A 17,578-nucleotide genomic window follows, 5' to 3' on the forward strand; every position below is an offset into this window, starting at 1 on the left:
CATGACGAAGTATACCAATTTCAAGATCGAGACCGATGCCGACGGCATTGCCCTGGTCACCTGGGACATGCCTGAGAAGTCGATGAACGTCTTCACCCAGGAGGTGATGGAAGAGCTGAACGCCATCGTCGACGAGACGACGGCCGATGCCGCCGTCAAGGGCGTCGTCTTCACGTCGGGCAAGTCGTCGTTCTCCGGCGGCGCTGACCTCTCGATGATCAAGTCGATGTTCACCTTCCAGCAGGAAGAAAAGAAGAAGGACCCTGATAACGCCGCCCAGAAGCTTTTCGACCTCGTCGGCCGCATGACCGGCTTGTTCCGCAAGCTCGAAACCTCCGGCAAGCCGTGGGTGTCGGCGATCAACGGCACCTGCATGGGCGGCGCCTTCGAGCTTTCGCTCGCCTGCCACGGCCGCGTCGCCTCGAACTCCAAGTCGGTCAAGATCGCCCTGCCTGAAGTCAAGGTCGGTATCTTCCCCGGCGCCGGCGGCACCCAGCGCGTGCCGCGCCTGACCAACGCGCAGGACGCGCTGCAGATGATGACCACCGGCTCGTCGCTGACCGCGGCGCGCGCCAAGGCGCTTGGCCTGGTGCATGAAGTCGTCGACGCCGACAAGCTGGTCGAGGCTGCCAAGGCGATGATCAAGAACGGCCTGAAGCCGGTCCAGCCCTGGGACGAAAAGGGCTACAAGGTACCCGGCGGCGGCATCTGGACCCCGGCCTCGGCCCAGCTCTGGCCGGCTGCCTCCGGTATCCTGCGCCGCGAGACGCAAGGCAACTACCCAGGCGCGATCGCGATCCTCAAATGCGTCTATGAGGGCCTGCAGGTCCCCTTCGACACGGCTCTGAAGATCGAACAGCGCTACTTCACCGAGATCCTTCAGACGACCGAAGCCTTCTCGATGATCCGCTCGCTGTTCGTCTCGATGCAGGAACTCGGCAAGGGTGCCCGCCGCCCGGCCGGCGTGCCGAAGTCCGAGTTCAAGCATGTCGGCGTCGTCGGCGCCGGCTTCATGGGCGCCTCGATCGCCTATGTGACGGCCGCCGCCGGCATCGCCGTCACGCTGATCGACCGCGACATGGAAGCGGCGACCAAGGGCAAGGCCCATTCGGAGGGCCTGGTCAAGGATTCGGTCGGCAAGGGCCGCCTGACCAAGGAAGAAGGCGAAGCGCTGCTTGCGCGCATCACGCCCTCCGCAGACTACAACGACCTGAAGGATGTCGGGCTCGTCGTCGAAGCCGTGTTCGAAGACCGCCAGGTCAAGAAGGACGTGATCGAGAAGGTGGAAGCGGTGATCGGCGAAGACACGATCTTTGCCTCCAACACCTCGACGCTGCCGATCACCGGCCTTGCGAAGAACTCGAAGCGTGCCGGCCAGTTCATCGGCATCCACTTCTTCTCGCCGGTCGAGAAGATGATGCTGACGGAAGTGATCCTCGGCAAGGAGACCGGCGACAAGGCGCTCGCCGTCGCGCTCGACTATGTCGCCGCGATCAGGAAGACGCCGATCGTCGTCAACGACACGCGCGGCTTCTACGTCAACCGCTGCGTCTTCCGCTACATCCACGAAGCCTATGACATGCTGATCGAGGGCGTGCCGCCGGCGATGATCGAAAATGCCGCCAAGATGGCCGGCATGCCGGTTGGCCCGCTGTCGCTCAATGACGAAGTGGCAATCGACCTCAGCCAGAAGATCCTGAAAGCCACCGTCGCCGATCTCGGCGAAAAGGCCGTCGATCCCAAGCACATGGCGCTGATCAACAAGATGGTCGACGACCTCGACCGTCGCGGCCGCAAGAACGGCAAGGGCTTCTACGAATATCCGGCAAAGCCCGCGAAGAAGTACCTGTGGCCGGAGCTGAAGACGCTCTATCCGCAAGAGAATGCCGACAAGATCGACGTCGAGGTGCTGAAGCAGCGCTTCCTGGCAACGATCGCGCTCGAAGCGGCCCGCACCATGGAAGAAGGCATCGTCACCGATCCGCGCGAAGCCGACGTCGGCTCGATCCTCGGCTTCGGCTTTGCGCCCTACACCGGCGGCACTCTCTCCTACATCGACGGCATGGGCGCCAAGGCCTTCGTCAAGATGTGCGAGAAGCTTGCCAAGGACTATGGCAGCCACTTCAAGCCGACGGCACTGCTGAAGGAAATGGCCGAACGCGGCGAAACCTTCTACGGCCGCTTCGACCCCTACGGCGAGAAGAAGCAGGCGGCGTAAAAGATCCCACCGAACATGCAGACAGGCTCCTCACGGAGCCTGTTTTCGTTTGTTGGAAATCTCAGATGAGTTGGCTACATCGCGACATAAGGTGCCGCAGAAGCGACCCTCGCCAATTTGTCACCACAATTCCTCATAGAGATCGCGCCAGTCCGGATTCATGCGCTCGATCAGGTCGAGTTTCCATTGGCGATACCAGCGCTTCAGAGATTTCTCACGCTGGATTGCAGAGCCGATCTGAAGGTGCTCTTCGTACCAAACCAACCGGGCGCACCCGTATTTTGAAGTGAACCCGGGCATCAAGCCTTCGCGATGCTCATAGATCCGGCGCGCAAGATCGGATGTTACGCCGATGTAGAGCGTCCCTTTCTTCTGATTGGTCACGATGTAGACATAGCCCGCCATGCGCGCGAATAGTGATGGCCGCTGCTCGTTCTGGTCAAGTCCAGATCGGAGTGGCGAGATGCATTGGTGATGCGGGAAAACAACCGGGATAAGAGAGGACCAATGATCCTCGCAATACACCCTTGCGTTATTGCTCGGGCGCATGGATCCTCGGGTCAAGCCCGAGGATGACTGTCGGAGGACGAGCCGATTTCCTTTTGATCCGAGAATAGGTGCGTCTTCTACTCTGGCAGGCTTCCCTTGGTGCCTGTCCGCGTCGCGAACGCTGGCGCAGAGAAACGTCTTCCCGTCGGGGAAAATGAAGCGTTCCGGCACCGCGACATGGGGCACTGAACGCACTTTGAGCATCACTTCGGTAGCATTTGTCTTCAGCCGGCCCTCCACCCGTCATCCTCGGGCTTGACCCGAGGATCCAGACCCGTTCGCGGCGCTAACCGATCGGTCCTTGCGTCAAGCCCGAGGAGCGCGGAGGAGAGAACGTTGCCGCGCGCCGGCAATCTTCTGCGCAGTCACTGCTGCCGTCGGGCGCTACCAAAGCACCGGCGCATCGGCGCGATTGGCCGGATCGGCCCAGTAAAGCGACGTCAGGACTTTGGCGAGGTGGCCGAATTCGGTGTAGCAATGCTGGAGCAGACCGGGCCGATGGCATCATGCCAGCTGGACAATCGAGCTACCGCTGCTTGAGGCGGGCTAAACCTCGGCAACCACCCGCCGATGGGCCAAGCGCTCGCCGACAATGATCGTCAGTCCGGCGACGAAGATAAGGCCGGCGCCGGCAAAGACGTTGCTCGCCGGAATATCGCCCCAGATCAGGAAGCCGAGGCCGAAGGCCCAGACGAGTGAGGTATATTCGAACGGTGCGATCACCGAGATCGGCGCCCGGCGCATGCCCTCGAACAGCGCATATTGCGCGATGCCGGCGATCACCCCCGTGCCCGCCATCAGCGCGAGATCGAACAGCGCCGGCGGCGTCCAGTAGAAGCCGACGGCAAGCCCGGTCATTGCGATGAAGAAGACGTTGGAGATCGTCATCTGCGTCAGTGTCGTCTCCTGGAGCGCGGTCTTGCGCAGCATCACCGTACCGATCGCCCAGAACACGGCGGCCATCAGCGCCAGGAAAACCGGCAGCGAGAGCCTCATGCCCGTTCCAAGCGGATCGCAGGCGATCAGCACGCCGATGAAGCCGAGCAGCACCGCGAACCAGCGGATTGGTGGCACGTCTTCCTTGAGGATCGGGACGGCCAGCAGCGTCACCACGATCGGCGCGGCGTAATAAAGCGTGGTCATTTCGGCAAGGGCGAGATCGCGGGCCGCATTGAAATAGGAAAGCCAGGCGGCCAGCAGCAACAGGTTGCGCACGAACAGCGGCTTGACGACGGGCGACGAGATCGCGCGGCGCACGAGCCTGCCCCGGCCGATCACCAGACACAGGAGGAGAATGGTGATGCTGCGGGTAAACAGGATCTGCCAGACCGAATAGCCGACCACCAGCCATTTGACCGACGCATCCTGCAGCGAGAACAGCAAATAGGAAAACGTCGTCATCACGATGCCGGAAAGCACTGTCTTGTTCATGGAAAGCCCCGATGGCAGCCGGGAGAAAAGGCGGCAGCGCCCGTCTGATAGCGCGCCGCCGCTCAAGGCGGAAGAGGTGGCGGCAGCCTGCGCTGTGGCGAAATCTTGGAGTGTGTTCGTACTTTCGCTTGATGGAGATCAAGGCCCCGGACCGGCCTCTTCGCTACGCATGAAGCAACCAGGTCGGGGTCGGTCCCGGGAGTTATGCAGAAAGTCTCAGTGCGGCGGCAACAGGAGCGTATCCAGATTGATGCGCGATGCTGTACATGACCGCAATATCGCCGCGAAACCGGATCCTCGATGATGCAACCGCTCGCCTTCACCCTTTCCGCCCTCGTCCTCTTGGCGACGCCGGGCCCGACGAACACCTTGCTCTGGCTCTCCGGCGCCGCGGTCGGTTTTCGGCGCTCGGCGCAGCTGCTCCTAGGCGAACTCGGCGGTTATCTCGCGGTGATCATTCCAGCCGTGGCGCTGCTTGCGCCATTTCTCGCGGCGCATCCGCAGATCGGGCTCGCGCTCCGGATCGTGGCTGCCTTCTGGGTCCTTTTCCTCGCCTATGCACTGTGGACCACCGGTGACGACAACCGGGCTTCGCCCGAGATCACCACCCAACGGGTGTTCGTTACGACGCTTCTCAATCCCAAGGCCCTGATCGTAGCCCTGGTGCTTTTGCCGCAGACCGGACTGGTGGCGACGATACCGTGGATCACAGGGTTTTCGCTGCTCGTCGTTGTCGCCGGCTCGTTCTGGATCGGCGCCGGCGCCATGCTCATCCGGCTGTCGCGCGGCGCGCACATGTCCAATCTGCCGCGCCGCATTGCCGCCGTCTGTCTCGCGGTGTTCTCCTTCGGCATCGCCGGCAGCGCGCTGGCAACGATGCTTTAATGCCGCAGATCCGCAGCGATGGCAGATCAGGCGGCTTCCGCCGTCTCGCCGAGTTCGGTGCCAAGCGCGGCGATCAACTCTTCCCAGCCCTCACGCCGATAGGCGACCTGGTCGAGCCCATCAAGAAAGGCCGCCTGCTCGGTGAAGACGATACGCGTGCCGGCGCCGTGCGGCTGGATATCGACGGTTGCCACCGAAGCGGAAATCCGCCGCTCGTTCTCAGCCATCGTATAGGCCGAGATGATGCGCCGGTTCTCGACGATATCGAGGTAAACAGTGTCGTTGTGATAGAAGGTCTTGCCGTCCTTGCTGAAGCGGCCGCTCTCGCGCCCGCCGACGCGGAAGTCGTGGCTATATTCGGCGACCGGCCACCCGTCCGCCTTGACGAACCAACGGTCGTGCGCCGCCGGATCGGCGAAGGCGCGAAAGACCTGTTCGGGCGTCGCCTTGAAAACCCGTTCGATGGTGAAGCTCGCATGTTCCACGGAATTGGCACTCATGATCTTCTCCTCTTCGATCCATTTGCGCAGACGCACCAGCGCTTCCGCGCGCAGCCAGATAACTGATTTCATTTTGAAAGCAGTTGCAAGATAATTCCACTGATGCAATAATGCAAGCAGTTTTGAAAGGACCCCAATGAAAGACGATCATCGCTCCGGCTGCCCGATCAATCTCTCGCTCGAGGTCTTTGGCGACAAATGGAGCCTGCTGATCGTCCGCGACATGATCTTCGGGGGCAAAAGGCACTTCCGCGAACTGCTGCGATCGCAGGAGGGCATCTCGTCGAACATTCTTGCTGATCGGCTGAAGATGCTTGTCGAGCAGGGAATGCTGACCAAGACGGATGACCCGACGCACAAGCAGAAGGCCATCTACAGCCTCACAGAAATGACCATCGCGCTGGTGCCGATCATGGCGCATCTCGGCGCCTGGGGGCGGCGCTACCTGCCCGTCAGCGAAGAGCTCAGCATCCGGGCCGAACTGATGGAAACCGGCGGGCCTGAGCTCTGGAACCGCTTCATGGACGAGCTTCGCTACGAGCATCTCGGACTGGCCCTCGATGGTCCGCCGCGCGTGCGCGCGACATTGCAGGCAGCCTTTGAGGATGTCGTCGCCCGCAAGACCAGGGAAAACGCGGTCGCTTGAGGACTACAAACCGATAGCCGAAAGCATGACGAAGGTGGAAAACAGCACGAAATGCGTCATGCCCTCGATGGCATTGGTTTGACCGTCGTTGAGATTGATCGCTGCAACGATCAGCGTGATCGCCACCATCACCGTCTGCACCGGCGACATCGCCATGATGAAAGGCTGGCCGGTGTAAAGCGCAATCGCCTCCATCACCGGCACGGTCAGGATCACGGTCGACAGCGATGCTCCGAGCGCGATGTTGACGACCGCCTGCATGCGATTGGCAAGTGCTGCACGCATCGCCGTCATGATCTCGGGCGACGCCGAGATTGCGGCGACGACGATGGCGGCGACGGCCGGCGGCGCGCCGCTCCCCTTGAGGCCTGAGGTCAGCAGCCCCGACATGATTTCGGCAAGCGCGCCGATCAGCACCACGCCAATGAGCAGGATCACGATCGACGGCAGCACCGGCTCGTCGGGTTCACCGGCATCATCAATCCCGTCGCTCCTCGCCCGGGGGTAGCTGTAGCTGAAGAAGTAGCTGTGCACCCCCACCTGCATGCGCAGGAACAGCGTGTAGAGCATGATCATCGCGCCGATGGTGAAGGCGGAATAGAAGTGCCACCTCGCGGCCGGCACGAATTCGGGCACGACCATCGAAATGCCCATCGCCGTCAGGATCATGACGCTGTAGGTGCGCGCGGAATTGTCGTTGTAGGGTTGCTCTCCGTGTTTCAGCCCGCCAAGCAGCGCGGCAAGACCGAGAATGCCGTTGATATCGAGCATCACGGCGGAATAGATCGTGTCGCGCACCAGCGTCGGCGAACTCTCGCCGGTCATCATGATCGCCAGAATGATCACTTCCACCAGCACGGCGGACAGCGTCAGGATCATCGTGCCATAGGGGTCGCCGACCTTGGCCGCGAGGACTTCGGCGTGATGGGCGACCCGCATCGACGCCAGCACGATCGCACCCACCAATGCGGCCGCCCCAACGAGCGAAGCTACCTGCCCCATTTCGAGCAAGGGGTGCTCCAGCACAAAACCGGCAATCGCGGCAACCAAGGCGGCGAACAGCAGACGTTCGGATTTCAGCACCGCCAACAAATGAGCCCCCTCGCCGGCTAAACTCAAGCAACGACAAGGACTATAGAAGCGGGCCACTCTATTTCAATCGGAACGACCAAGGATTATTTTCCTCCCTGTTCTTTACCACCCTGGCCGGCTTGGTTAATCTACTGTCGAATAAGGACGTGCGGCCGTCGCCGCCCTGCCGCGGAACAGACATTCATGCTGTCACACGACACCATCTGGCACGCCATCGATGCGTTGGCCGAGCGCCACCAGCTCTCGCCGTCCGGGCTTGCGCGCCGCGCCGGGCTCGACCCGACGTCCTTCAACAAATCCAAGCGCCAGTCCGCCGATGGCCGCGAGCGCTGGCCGTCGACGGAATCGATCGCCAAGGTGCTGGATGCGACCGGTGCGACCATCGACCAGTTCATGGCGCTGATGCGCCCTGACGCCGCCCGAACCGAGCCGTATAAACCCGCCATACCGCTGATCGGTTTTGCCCAGGCTGGCGCTGGCGGCTTCTTCGACGATGGCGGGTTTCCGGCCGGCCAGGGCTGGGACGTCGTCGATTTCCCGGCGGCGGCCGAGCGACGCGCCGGCATCTATGCGCTCGAGATCCAGGGCGAAAGCATGCTGCCGCTCTATCGCGACGGCGACGTTCTGATCGTCGACCCGGGCGCGCAGGTCCGGCGCGGCGACCGTGTCGTGGTCAAGACCCGCGAAGGCGAGGTTATGGCGAAAATCCTGGTGCGGCATACTCCACGCAATATCGAACTGCTATCGCTCAATCCGGAACATCCCAACCGGAGTTTCGAGATGAGCGAAGTCGAATGGATTGCCCGGATCATCTGGGCCAGCCAATAGGACATCTTTCCTGATGCGGCAGCAACTGGTCACCCTGGCAGGCGGGATTGCCGCCATAGCGCTCTATACCGGCATCCTCTATGCCGGCGCCACGACGATCCGCGACCGGGAAAGTGGCGCCACGCCGGACTTCGTGCTCGAAACGCCCGACATGGGGGAAACGCAGCCTGAGGTCGGCGCCGAAGACGTGCCGTTCGACATGACGGCCCCTGAACAGAACGACACGGTGCCTGATGGTGGCCAGAGCGAAAGCAGCTCCCACTCGACCGAGACCACTGCCCGCGCCATCGAACCGCAACAGTTTGGTCTGCCCGACGAAGTCACGACGAAGCCACTCGAACGCATAGAACCGCGAACGCCGCTGTCGGATACCGACAGGGACAAGCCGAAGGCGCCGACGGTCCTCCAACAGCCGATGGCGCTCGCCGCCGGGCTCATCCGCTTCGGCAAGATAACACTGCAACTCGACGGCATCGAGCCGGAAGCGGCGGAACGGACCTGCGAAAGCGCCGGCAAAAGCTGGCCCTGCGGCATGGTCGCCCGGACCGCCTTCCGCAACTTCCTGCGTGCCCGTGCGGTCAACTGCGACATCCCCGGAGACGGAACGGGCGAGACCGTCACCGCCCGGTGCACCGTCGGCGGCCAGGATCCTGCCGCCTGGCTGGTTGCCAATGGCTGGGCGACACCGTTGCCGGGCTCGGTGCTTGAAGAGCAGGCCGAAGCGGCACGCAAGTCAAGGCTTGGCTTCTACGGCGATGACCCGCGCGATTTTCGCCAAACGCCGATGCCGTTCGACGATCCGAGCGCCGCTGCAACGATGGACGAAGCGGCACCGGACTTGTAAGGAACGGCGGAACACACCAGTTCTTCCTACAGCGCCGCGCGTCTTATTAGACGCGCAGACGTCGCTGCAGCAGACACTTTGCGGAAAGCCTCCATGCCACCCAACCTCAGCCAGCACGAAGCCCTTGTCTATGTCATGGTGATGATGTCGGCGGTCGACCGGGAGATGAGCGACGACGAGTTCGCGCGCATCGGCAGGCTCGTGCAGTTTCTTCCCGCCTTCGAAGGCTTCGACGAGGACCAGCTTGTGCTCGTCGGCCACGAATGCTCAGCCCAGCTTGCCGCCCCTGAAGGCCTCGACATCGTGCTTGAGATCGTTCGCGAGGCGCTGCCGGAGAGGCTTTACGAGACGGCTTATGCGCTCGCCGTCGAGATTGCGGCCGCCGACCAGCGCATCCGCAACGAGGAGATCCGCCTTTTGCAGTTGCTGCGTGATCGCCTCGGCCTCGACAAGCTTACCTGCGCTGCAATCGAACGCGGCGCGCTCGCCCGCTTCCGCAGGTAACGGCGGGCCGATCCGGCCGGTTCACGTCAACGTGTCTTGGCGCTCTCCTGCCGAAGCGTGATATCGCTTCACCGAAAAACGGCAGCGAGGCCTGAGGGATGCAGCTTTTCGGCGTGACCGAACCCATGTGGCGCCTTTTGGCCTTTCTCTCGGTCTTTGCCGCCATGGCGGCGCTCGAGCTTCTGCACCCGAGGCTGGAGCGGCCGGAACTGCAAAAGGCGCTGAAGGCGCGCCGCTGGTTTACCAACCTCTCTATCCTGGTTCTGTCCTCGCTTTCGCTGCGGCTGATCTTCCCGGCCGCTGCCACGGGCGCGGCACTCTGGGCTGAAGCGCGGGGATACGGCCTGCTGCCGGCATTGGGCGTTCCTCCGCTCGTGGCCGGCGCAATCGCCTTCGTCTTGCTCGACTTCGCCGTCTGGCTGGAACATGTCGCCTTTCACAAGGTCCCCGCCCTATGGCGAATGCACCGGGTTCATCACGCCGACCCGGGCGTCGACCTGACCACGGCGCTGCGCTTTCATCCGCTGGAGATCGTCGTCTCGATGATCTGGAAGATTGCCGTCGTCGTCGCGCTCGGCGCACCTGCCGTCGCCGTGCTGATGTTCGAGATCGTGCTGAATGCCGCTGCCATGTTCAACCATGCCAATCTGCGGCTGCCACCCCGCCTCGACCGGGCGCTGCGGCCGCTGATCGTCACGCCCGACATGCACCGCATCCACCACTCGACCGAGCGCTCGGAAACGGATTCGAACTACGGCTTCAACCTGGCGATCTGGGACCGGCTGTTCTCGACCTATACGGATCGGCCGCGACGGGGCGACGATGCGATCGAAACGGGGTTGACCGCCTATGGCCGCAGCGAGCCGACCAAGCTTTTGTGGTCGTTACTCCTGCCCTTCCGTCGCAGTTGATTTGGAGCATGTCCGCGCAAAGTGTGCGGCGGTTTGGCGACATAAACTGCAGAGCGTTTCTGTCTCAGAGGAGCCGCTGAAACGCTCCTAGTAAATTCCGTTCGGGAAATAGCGCAGGTAGATCTCGTCGAGCCGCCCACTGCGCGAAAGCGCCAGCAAGGCGTGATCGATCGCCTGCGTCAGCGCCGGCTCGGCCTTGCGGTTCATGATCGTCAGGCCCTCGCCAAGAAAGCGTTGCGAGAAATAGGCGCCGTCGACAAGCGCGCAGCATCCGGCGGCAGCGCTGCCGGACACCCAGAAGGAAAGCTGCATGCCGTCGGAAAAGACGGCTGCGACCTCGCCCTTCTGCAGAGCGGCGAGCATGGCATCGCGATCGGGAAAGATCCTGGCTTCAAGCTTGGGGAAAAAGGCCCTGAACATCACCTCATGCGTGGTGCCGGAAACGACGCCCACCGCCTTGCCCTTCAGGCCCGACGGATCGGAGACGGCGCCGGCTGCCTTGGTGTTGACGGCGAAGCGCGCAGGAAGCCGTATGAACGGCCTGGAGAAGCCGAAGCGCTGACGCAGTTCCGGACTGACGGAGATGCCGGCGGCGACCGCCTCGCCCTGTCCCTCTTCCAGCGCCGGGAGCAGCTCGGCATAGGTGACCGCCTGGATCTGGCATTTGGCTTCGATATCGAGTTCGCGGCAGATCTCGCGCACCAGGTCGACATGGAAGCCCGAAAGCTTGCCCGATTGGTCGATGAAGTTGAACGGCGGGAAATCCACCGTGGTCAGGAACCGTAGGCGCGCAAGGCCGGTCAGATCCGGCTTGGCAATGCGCTCGCGCGCATCGAACAGATTGGGCAGATCCCTGGGCTGGGCGGCAAGCGAACCGGCCATCAGATACACGCACAGAGCCAGCAGTCGGTGGATTTTCATGGGCAATGGCCAGCGCGTCTCTTGGTGGTACCGCACGGCCAGCGCGGCCGCAGATGATTCATGGGTGATGACAAGATTAGCCGGATGGAACCGGGCTGGCTACTGGCTTCGGCGTCCGACGGTTCGGGCCGTCGCACGCAGGAGTGCCGGCTCAAAGCGCGATGGGCTGACATTGAAGAAAAAAGTGGAGCGGGTGATCGGGATCGAACCGACGACATCAAGCTTGGGAAGCTGGCGTTCTACCACTGAACTACACCCGCAGCGCTTCGGAAACTTCCTCAACCGCATGCATCTGTCAAGGACCGTTGCGCCGCGTTGCCGCGCAACGGCACTTTTTCTGTTACTCCGCGTGGAAATGCTTGGAGAGCTTGAGACCCTGAGCCTGATAGTTGGAGCCAAGACCGAGGCCGTAAAGTCCCTCCGGGCGTTCCAGCATATGTTCATAGACCAGCCGGCCGACGATCTGGCCATGCTCGAGGATGAAGGGAACCTCGTGGCTGCGGACTTCGAGCACCGCTCGGCTGCCGCTGCCGCCGGCAGAGGCATGGCCGAAGCCCGGATCGAAGAAGCCGGCATAATGCACGCGGAATTCACCGACCAATGGATCGAACGGCGTCATCTCGGCAGCGTAGAGCGGCGGAACATGCACAGCTTCGCGCGAAACGAGGATGTAGAATTCGTCGGGATCGAGGATCAGCTCGTCGCGGCCACGGCTATAGAGCGGCTCCCAGAAGTCGAACACGGCATGCTGCGCCTTCTTGTCGACATCGACGACCGCGGTGTGATGCTTGCCGCGGTAGCCGATCAGTCCGTCCGGGCCCGTACCCTTGAGATCGATCGAGAGCGCGATCCCGCCGCCGCTGACATTGGGCTTGTCGCTCGCAACCAGCATATCGCTTTCATGCAGCGCCAGCAGTTCCTGCTCGGAGAGCAGCGACTGGCCGGTGCGGAAGCGGATCTGCGACAGGCGCGAACCGCGCCGCACGACGATCGGGAAGGTGCGCGGGCTGATTTCGAGGTAAAGCGGTCCGCGATATCCAGCCGGGATCTTGTCGAACTCCTGGGCGCGATCGGTGATGACGCGGGTGAAGATGTCGAGGCGACCGGTCGAGCTCTTCGGATTTGCCGAAGCCGACATGGTCTCCGGCAGATCGAGGCTTTCCATCAGCGGCACGATATAAACGCAGCCGGTTTCCAGCACGGCGCCGTCGGAGAGATCGACGACATGCAGTTTCAGCCGGTCGAGCTTGTCGGCAACGAGATGCGCCGGCCCCGGCATGAAGCTCGCGCGCACGCGAAATGCCTTGGCGCCGAGGCGCAGGTCGAGGCTTGCCGGCTGGATCTGATCGGTATCCAGCGCCTTTTCGCTTTTCAAGCGTCCGGTCGCAAACAGCGCGGCGATCGCGCGGTCGGCCAAAATCCCAGTCTCGCGGCCCATTTCGATCCTCTTTTCAGTTGCGAGACAAAACCAAACTCCAGGAATTGACGCAAGCGCACCCAAGCAGTATTGGAGCTTTATCCCGTGGTGATTTGGCCGGTCGGCTTGCAGCCACGTTAAACAAGTAGCTAAAAAGGCCGGGTTTCAAACCGGCCCTTCACGCGGCCGGTTTTTTTGTTTTTGAAGGTGATCGTCACATGAGCAAAAACTGGCGCCCGGCAACCCAACTCGTCCACGGCGGAACGACCCGCTCCCAGCACGGCGAGACGTCCGAGGCGATCTTCCTCACCCAGGGCTTCGTCTACGAGACATCCGAGGCGGCGGAAGCACGCTTCAAGGGCGAGACCGAAGGCTTCATCTATGCCCGTTACGGCAGCCCTACCAACGACATGTTTGAAAAGCGCATGTGCATGCTGGAAGGCGCCGAAGACGCGCGCGCCACGGCATCAGGCATGGCTGCCGTCACTGCCGCCATTTTATGCCAGCTGAAGGCCGGCGACCACATCGTTGCCGCCCGCGCCCTCTTCGGCTCCTGCCGCTGGGTGGTCGAGACGCTGGCCCCGAAATACGGCATCGAATGCACGCTGGTCGACGGACGCGATCTCGCGAACTGGGAAAAGGCGATCCAGAAGAACACCAAGGTCTTCTTCCTGGAAAGCCCGACCAACCCGACGCTGGAAGTGATCGACATTTCAGGCGTTTCTCGGCTCGCCAACCAGATCGGCGCCAAGGTCGTGGTCGACAACGTCTTCGCCACGCCGCTGTTCCAGAAGCCGCTGGAACTCGGCGCGCATATCGTCGTCTATTCCGCCACCAAGCATATCGACGGCCAGGGCCGGTGCCTCGGTGGCGTGGTTCTGTCCGACAAGGACTGGATCAACGAGCATCTGCATGACTACTTCCGCCACACCGGCCCGGCGATGTCGCCGTTCAACGCCTGGACGTTGCTGAAGGGCATCGAGACGCTGCCGCTGCGCGTCAAGCAGCAGACCGAAAACGCCCGTCGCGTCGCCGACTTCCTCGCCGAGCAGCCGCAGATCGCCAAGGTGATCTACCCCGGCCGCGCGGACCATCCGCAGGCCGACATCATCGCCAAGCAGATGACCGGCGGTTCGACCCTTGTCGCCTTCGAACTCAAGGGCGGCAAGGATGCGGCCTTCGCACTGCAGAACGCACTGCAGATCGCCCGCATCTCCAACAATCTTGGCGATTCCAAAAGCCTGATCACCCATCCGGCGACGACGACGCACAAGAACCTGACGGACGAAGCTCGCGACGAGCTCGGCATTTCCGCCGGCACCGTTCGTTTCTCCGCCGGTATCGAGGACAGCGACGACATCGTCGAGGACTTCGCCCGCGCGCTGAAGACCGTCAAGGCCTGATACCCACGAACAAGACGGCCGCCCCGAGATCGGCGGCGGCCGCTACTCGACGTCGCGAAAACGCGTTCGCGCGAGCACAATGCGCGATAGCGCGGTGTAGAGGCAGACGACCGCAAACAGCGCCGCCAGCAGCGGAAACCACGTCGGGAACAGGCAGAAGGCCAGGAAGGCGGCGATCGTCTCCGTCGCCTCGGCAAGCCCGGTGGTGAAGTAGAGCGATTTTGCCCCCCGCACATCCGTCGTCATCGCTCGCTTTTCGGCCATAATGGCATAGGCGAGAAAACTCGATCCGTTGACGTAGAACGAGAAGAGCAGCAGACCGCCGACAAGACCGTTGGCCTGCGGATCGGCGCCGATGAAGCCGAGCGGGATGGCACCGTAGAAGGCGAAGTCGAGCACGATGTCGAGGAAACCACCGAAATCGGTTTTGCGCGTGGCGCGTGCCACCGCACCATCAAGTCCATCGCAAAGCCGGCTAACGACGATAACAATGGCGGCGGCAAGGTAGTATTGTCCGGCAATGAGGACAGCGGCAACGAGGCCGAGCGCGAGGCCGGTGATCGTGACCGCATTGGCACCGACACCCCCGCGGGCAAGTGCTGCACCGAGCCGATCCAGTATCGGATCCAGATGTTTTCTCACCGCGCCATCAAGCATCGGCCTCGCCTTTCCGCAGACTTGCCGCCGACGCATGCAATCCTGCCGTTATTCTTGACGAAACCATCTTGCTGTAGAATACCCTGAAAGACTTGAAACAAGGTGTTGCTCATGTATCGCGCGCTCACTCGCGACATAGAAGTTACGGTGGAGCCTTATTATCTGGAAGAGCAATCTGATCCGGATGACAGCCGCTATGTCTGGGGCTACCGCATCGTCATCGCCAACCATTCGGCCGAGTCGGTTCGGCTGATGACACGCTACTGGCATATTACCGACGAGAACGGCCAGGTGGACGAAGTCAGCGGGCCCGGTGTCATCGGAGAGCAACCGTTGCTGAACCCCGGCGATACCTACGAATATTCCTCCGGATGCCCGCTCGATACGCCGTCCGGCGTCATGTTCGGCCACTACAGCATGGAATCGGAAGGCGGAGAACACTTCAACGTGGCAATCCCCGCCTTCTCGCTTGATTCACCAGGGCTCGTTCGAACCCTGAATTGAGGCATCCTACTGCTGGCGGACCTCGCTTGCCTCGAAGCGATAGGTGGTCGAGCAGAACTCGCACGTCACCTTGATCAAGCCGTCCTCGATGGTGCTCTCGATATCGTCGGCGTGCAGTCCGGTGAGCACCGAGCGGATCTTTTCGCGCGAACAGCTGCAGCGATCATAGACCGCCTGCGGCTCGTAGACGCGAACGCCGCGCTCGTGGAACAGCCGATAGAGCAGACGTTCCGTGCCGACCATCGGGTCGGTCAGTTCGTCGGCATCGATCGTCTCGACCATGACCTTGGCTTCCGCCCAGAGATCGTCCTCGTCGAAGAGATCCTCGTTGTCGTCGCCGTCACCCCCCGAAAGATCCGGTTGGCGCATGCGCTCCGGCGCATCCGGCAGGAACTGCGCGACCATGCCGCCGGCGCGCCAGCGATGGCGCGGCTTGCCGTTCTCGTCGCGGTCGAGCAGTTCGGCAACGCCGAGGCGCACCTTGGTCGGGATCTGCTCCGACTGGCGGAAGTAGACGCCGGCAATCTCCTCGAGCGTGGCGCCATCGAGCGCAACGATGCCCTGATAGCGCTGGGTATGGGCACCCTGATCGATGGTGAAGGCGAGAACGCCCTTGCCCAGCAGCTCATGCGACTGGGTGCGTCCGTCCTTCAGAGCTTCCTCCAGCGCTTCCTCGTTGAAACGGGCATAGGCGCGCACCCGATCGGGCGTGGCAAAATCGGCGACGACAAGATCGACCGGGCCGTCGCTCTTCGTCTGGACGATAAGCTTGCCGTCGAACTTCAGCGACGTTCCGAGCAGCACGGTCAGCACCACGGTCTCGGCAACCAGCCGCGCGACCGGAAGCGGATAGTTGTGGCGCTCGAGGATCGCATCGAGCATCGGGCCGAGCTGAACGGCGCGGCCACGCACATCGAGGCCCTCCACCTGGAAGGGCACGACATGATCGTCACCGGCAAAGTCGAATTCGCCAAGTCCTGGTGCCATCTCAGTCATCTGCTGCTCCTTACGTCACTAAAGCGCGTCGCGATCGCCAGGATTCGCTGACTGCGCTTCAAGTTTTTGTTCTTGTGCATATCGTTATCGCAAAACCGCTGCGCACTTTTCCGCGACATGCTTGGGAGAGGGCCGCGCAGAGAACATAAACATCCTCCGGTGCAGCCTGCCCGTTATCCTATTCGATCCCGCCATAAACGGATTTGTCTAGCAGGCATGTGCCGTTTTGCCGGCCGATCATGCGCTGCCTGTCGTCAGGTAACGTCCGTTGTTTCCACCCCGGAACGTCCCGCATTCGGCCTAAATCGTGTCGCATGCGGGAAATTTCAATAGGCAGACGCGCCGATCAGACGAGCCCCATGCACCAGGCGATGATCGACTTCTGTGCGTGCAGCCTGTTTTCCGCCTCGTCGAATACCACCGACTGCGGCCCGTCGATGACCTCGTCGGTCACTTCCTCGCCGCGATGCGCCGGCAGGCAGTGCATGAACAGTGCGTCCGGCGAGGCGTGCCTCATCAGCGCGTCGTTGACCTGGAAGGGCTGGAAGACGTTGTGGCCGCGAGCGCGATGCTCCTGGTTCATGGAAATCCAGGTGTCGGTAACGACGCAATGCGCGCCGGCAACGGCCTGCTCGGCCTCATGGCAAAGCAGGATCTCGCCGCCATTGTTGCGCGCCCAGTTGAGGATCTTGTCGTGCGGCTCGGAACCGAGCGGCACCGCCATGTTCATGCGGTAGCCGAAACGGGCCGAGCCCTCGATCAGCGAGTGAAGCACGTTGTTTCCGTCGCCGGTCCAGGCGATGGTCTTGCCCTTCACCGGGCCGCGATGCTCCTCGAAGGTCATGATATCGGCCATGATCTGGCAGGGATGGGTGTCGTCGGTCAGGCCGTTGATGACGGGCACCGTGGCGTGCTCGGCAAGCTCGAGAAGACGGCGATGATCGGTGGTGCGGATCATGATCGCATCGACGTAGCGTGACAGCACCTTGGCAGTGTCGCCGATGGTCTCGGCGCGGCCGAGCTGCATTTCGGTGCCCGAGAGAAACAGGGTTTCGCCGCCGAGCTGGCGCATGCCGACGTCAAAGGAGACGCGCGTGCGGGTCGAAGGCTTTTCGAAGATCATCGCCAACATCTTGCCGGCGAGCGGCTTTTCGGCGGTTCCGGCCTTCGTCGCCGTCTTTCGCACGCGTGCGTCATCGATGATCGTGCGCAGATCGGCTGCCGTCATGGCCGAAAGATCGATGAAATGTCTTGTGCCTGCCATCGTAGTCA

Annotated in this window: 18 protein-coding genes, 1 tRNA gene and 1 riboswitch; of the genes, 9 read left to right on the forward strand and 10 right to left on the reverse strand. The window is 62.3% G+C overall.

From position 1 onward, the window contains the following. Window position 1: 1 nt before the first annotated feature. A complete protein-coding gene (locus ASD03_RS04395; RefSeq protein WP_025425820.1) occupies window positions 2-2,218 on the forward strand; it encodes an FAD-dependent oxidoreductase in 2,217 nt (738 codons plus the stop codon). A gap of 120 nt (window positions 2,219-2,338) precedes the next feature. Here ASD03_RS04395 and ASD03_RS04400 read toward each other — a convergent pair whose 3' ends face one another. Together ASD03_RS04400 and ASD03_RS04405 are read right to left on the reverse strand one after the other, a co-directional pair. Further along, window positions 2,339-2,623, reverse strand: a complete 285-nt coding sequence (locus ASD03_RS04400; RefSeq protein ID WP_025425819.1) for a GIY-YIG nuclease family protein — start codon at window positions 2,621-2,623, stop codon at window positions 2,339-2,341. 690 nt (window positions 2,624-3,313) lie between these two features. Beyond that, complete coding sequence (locus tag ASD03_RS04405; RefSeq protein WP_025425818.1) at window positions 3,314-4,198, reverse strand: DMT family transporter; 885 nt, start codon at window positions 4,196-4,198, stop codon at window positions 3,314-3,316. Between the two features lie 300 nt (window positions 4,199-4,498). Here ASD03_RS04405 and ASD03_RS04410 point away from each other — a divergent pair, with 300 nt between their 5' ends. Continuing rightward, window positions 4,499-5,083 carry a threonine transporter RhtB gene (locus tag ASD03_RS04410; RefSeq protein ID WP_225906201.1) on the forward strand — a complete coding sequence of 195 codons (585 nt, stop codon included), beginning with the start codon at window positions 4,499-4,501 and terminating at the stop codon, window positions 5,081-5,083. 26 nt (window positions 5,084-5,109) lie between these two features. Here the strand turns inward: ASD03_RS04410 and ASD03_RS04415 are convergent, their stop codons facing one another. Continuing rightward, window positions 5,110-5,583, reverse strand: coding sequence for an SRPBCC family protein (locus tag ASD03_RS04415; protein WP_025425816.1), 474 nt, complete (start codon window positions 5,581-5,583; stop codon window positions 5,110-5,112). Between the two features lie 136 nt (window positions 5,584-5,719). Here ASD03_RS04415 and ASD03_RS04420 point away from each other — a divergent pair, with 136 nt between their 5' ends. Then, a complete protein-coding gene (locus ASD03_RS04420; RefSeq protein ID WP_025425815.1) occupies window positions 5,720-6,229 on the forward strand; it encodes a helix-turn-helix domain-containing protein in 510 nt (169 codons plus the stop codon). A gap of 3 nt (window positions 6,230-6,232) precedes the next feature. Here ASD03_RS04420 and ASD03_RS04425 read toward each other — a convergent pair whose 3' ends face one another. Next, window positions 6,233-7,321, reverse strand: a complete 1,089-nt coding sequence (locus ASD03_RS04425; RefSeq protein WP_025425814.1) for a calcium:proton antiporter — start codon at window positions 7,319-7,321, stop codon at window positions 6,233-6,235. A gap of 183 nt (window positions 7,322-7,504) precedes the next feature. On the opposite strand from ASD03_RS04425, the gene ASD03_RS04430 reads away from it, so the two are divergent. The 4 genes from ASD03_RS04430 (at window position 7,505) to ASD03_RS04445 (ending at window position 10,408) form a co-directional block, all read left to right on the forward strand. After that, window positions 7,505-8,149 (forward strand): helix-turn-helix transcriptional regulator, encoded by a 645-nt coding sequence (locus ASD03_RS04430; protein ID WP_025425813.1) that lies wholly within the window; start codon window positions 7,505-7,507, stop codon window positions 8,147-8,149. A gap of 13 nt (window positions 8,150-8,162) precedes the next feature. Beyond that, entirely contained in the window at window positions 8,163-8,993 is an 831-nt protein-coding gene (locus tag ASD03_RS04435) for a thermonuclease family protein (RefSeq protein ID WP_025425812.1), read from the forward strand. Between the two features lie 93 nt (window positions 8,994-9,086). Further along, on the forward strand, window positions 9,087-9,497 hold the full coding sequence (locus tag ASD03_RS04440; protein WP_025425811.1) for a tellurite resistance TerB family protein: 411 nt from the start codon (window positions 9,087-9,089) through the stop codon (window positions 9,495-9,497). Window positions 9,498-9,595: 98 nt separating this feature from the next. After that, on the forward strand, window positions 9,596-10,408 hold the full coding sequence (locus tag ASD03_RS04445) for a sterol desaturase family protein (protein WP_025425810.1): 813 nt from the start codon (window positions 9,596-9,598) through the stop codon (window positions 10,406-10,408). Between the two features lie 87 nt (window positions 10,409-10,495). Here the strand turns inward: ASD03_RS04445 and ASD03_RS04450 are convergent, their stop codons facing one another. The 3 genes from ASD03_RS04450 to ASD03_RS04460 all read right to left on the reverse strand — a co-directional run bounded on the left by ASD03_RS04450 (window position 10,496) and on the right by ASD03_RS04460 (window position 12,767). Then, complete coding sequence (locus ASD03_RS04450) at window positions 10,496-11,329, reverse strand: transporter substrate-binding domain-containing protein (protein WP_038575856.1); 834 nt, start codon at window positions 11,327-11,329, stop codon at window positions 10,496-10,498. Between the two features lie 185 nt (window positions 11,330-11,514). After that, a tRNA-Gly gene (locus ASD03_RS04455) sits at window positions 11,515-11,589 on the reverse strand. Window positions 11,590-11,669: 80 nt separating this feature from the next. After that, on the reverse strand, window positions 11,670-12,767 hold the full coding sequence (locus ASD03_RS04460; RefSeq protein ID WP_025425808.1) for a 2'-deoxycytidine 5'-triphosphate deaminase: 1,098 nt from the start codon (window positions 12,765-12,767) through the stop codon (window positions 11,670-11,672). A gap of 74 nt (window positions 12,768-12,841) precedes the next feature. Next, a riboswitch (SAM riboswitch) is annotated at window positions 12,842-12,920 on the forward strand. 44 nt (window positions 12,921-12,964) lie between these two features. Here ASD03_RS04460 and ASD03_RS04465 point away from each other — a divergent pair. Continuing rightward, on the forward strand, window positions 12,965-14,149 hold the full coding sequence (locus ASD03_RS04465) for an O-succinylhomoserine sulfhydrylase (protein WP_025425807.1): 1,185 nt from the start codon (window positions 12,965-12,967) through the stop codon (window positions 14,147-14,149). Between the two features lie 42 nt (window positions 14,150-14,191). Here the strand turns inward: ASD03_RS04465 and ASD03_RS04470 are convergent, their stop codons facing one another. After that, window positions 14,192-14,806 (reverse strand): CDP-alcohol phosphatidyltransferase family protein, encoded by a 615-nt coding sequence (locus ASD03_RS04470; RefSeq protein ID WP_025425806.1) that lies wholly within the window; start codon window positions 14,804-14,806, stop codon window positions 14,192-14,194. A gap of 111 nt (window positions 14,807-14,917) precedes the next feature. Between ASD03_RS04470 and apaG the strand changes: the two genes are divergently transcribed. Beyond that, window positions 14,918-15,310 (forward strand): Co2+/Mg2+ efflux protein ApaG, encoded by a 393-nt coding sequence (gene apaG, locus ASD03_RS04475; RefSeq protein ID WP_025425805.1) that lies wholly within the window; start codon window positions 14,918-14,920, stop codon window positions 15,308-15,310. A gap of 6 nt (window positions 15,311-15,316) precedes the next feature. Here apaG and ASD03_RS04480 read toward each other — a convergent pair whose 3' ends face one another. Both ASD03_RS04480 and argF read right to left on the reverse strand, forming a co-directional pair. After that, complete coding sequence (locus ASD03_RS04480) at window positions 15,317-16,306, reverse strand: Hsp33 family molecular chaperone (RefSeq protein ID WP_025425804.1); 990 nt, start codon at window positions 16,304-16,306, stop codon at window positions 15,317-15,319. Between the two features lie 346 nt (window positions 16,307-16,652). Next, on the reverse strand, window positions 16,653-17,570 hold the full coding sequence (gene argF, locus ASD03_RS04485) for an ornithine carbamoyltransferase (RefSeq protein WP_025425803.1): 918 nt from the start codon (window positions 17,568-17,570) through the stop codon (window positions 16,653-16,655). Window positions 17,571-17,578: the final 8 nt, after the last annotated feature.

The sequence above is a fragment of the Ensifer sp. Root127 genome (assembly GCF_001425225.1).
Taxonomy (GTDB): domain Bacteria; phylum Pseudomonadota; class Alphaproteobacteria; order Rhizobiales; family Rhizobiaceae; genus Ensifer; species Ensifer canadensis.